Annotated in this window: 1 protein-coding gene; it reads left to right on the plus strand. The window is 60.2% G+C overall.

The genetic code is table 11. The features are described 5' to 3' along the window. Positions 1–94: 94 nt before the first annotated feature. Positions 95–1034 (plus strand): IS630 family transposase gene (locus AC5ZG1_RS44000; RefSeq protein WP_433994517.1). Its coding sequence is split into 2 segments (ribosomal slippage): positions 95–430 and positions 432–1034, totalling 939 coding nucleotides; the frame shifts between segments, so codons are not numbered across the junction. The last annotated feature ends 15 nt before the right edge of the window (positions 1035–1049 follow it).

Raw genomic sequence — 1049 nt, forward strand, 5'->3', positions numbered from 1 at the left:
CTAAAGCGGGATGGGGTTAAGTTGAATCGATTTGGGATTCCCAAATCAGTGAGTTTCTGATTCACCATGCTGGCTGGGCAGGAGGCCAGCATGGATGGGCAAGCCTTACTCTCTGGATCTTCGCAAGCGCGTGGTGGCCGCGATCGAGGGCGGGATGTCCCGCAATCAGGCGGCCAAGCAGTTTGGGGTTGCGATCAGCACGGCAATCGGTTGGATGCAGCGGGTCGATGAGACCGGCAGCGTTGCTCCGGGCCAGATGGGCGGTCACAAGCCGAAAGCGGTTTCGGGAGACCACGCGGTCTGGCTGTCGCAACGGATCAAGGACGGCGATTTCACCATACGTGGGCTCGTTGCCGAGCTTGCCGGGCGCGGCCTGAAGGTCGACTACCACTCGGTGTGGGACTTCGTGCACGCCGAGAAGCTCAGCTTCAAAAAAAAGCGTGGTGGCTGGCGAACGCGATCGTCCCGACGTGGCACGGCGGCGAGCCCAGTGGACAAAGTATCAAGATCGCGTCGAAGCTGAACGGCTGGTCTTCATCGACGAGACCTGGACCAGGACCGACATGGCTCCCCTGCGGGGATGGGCGCCGCGCGGGCGCAGACTCCCCGCCAAGGTTCCACATGGCCGCTGGAAGACCATGACCTTCCTGGCGGCCTTGCGCCATGACCGGATCGATGCGCCATGGTTCATCGAAGGACCGATCGATGGCGCGAGCTTTCGGACCTATGTCGAGAAAGTTCTCCTGCCCACCCTTCGCCCCGGCGATATCGTGGTCATGGACAATCTCGGCAGCCACAAGGGCAAGGTCGTGCGCCAGCTCATTCGCTCTGCCGGCGCCAAACTGTTCTTCCTGCCGAAATACTCGCCCGACCTGAACCCGATCGAACAGGTCTTTGCCAAGCTCAAACATCTGCTCCGAAAGGCGGCCGCCCGAACTGTCGATACCGTCTGCACCGCCATCGGTGAAGCCTTGCCAGCATTCACCTCTGAAGAATGCGCGAACTATCTCGAAAATTCAGGTTATCGAACCTAATGCCATCACGCTTTA

Source organism: Bradyrhizobium sp. Leo78 (assembly GCF_059512425.1).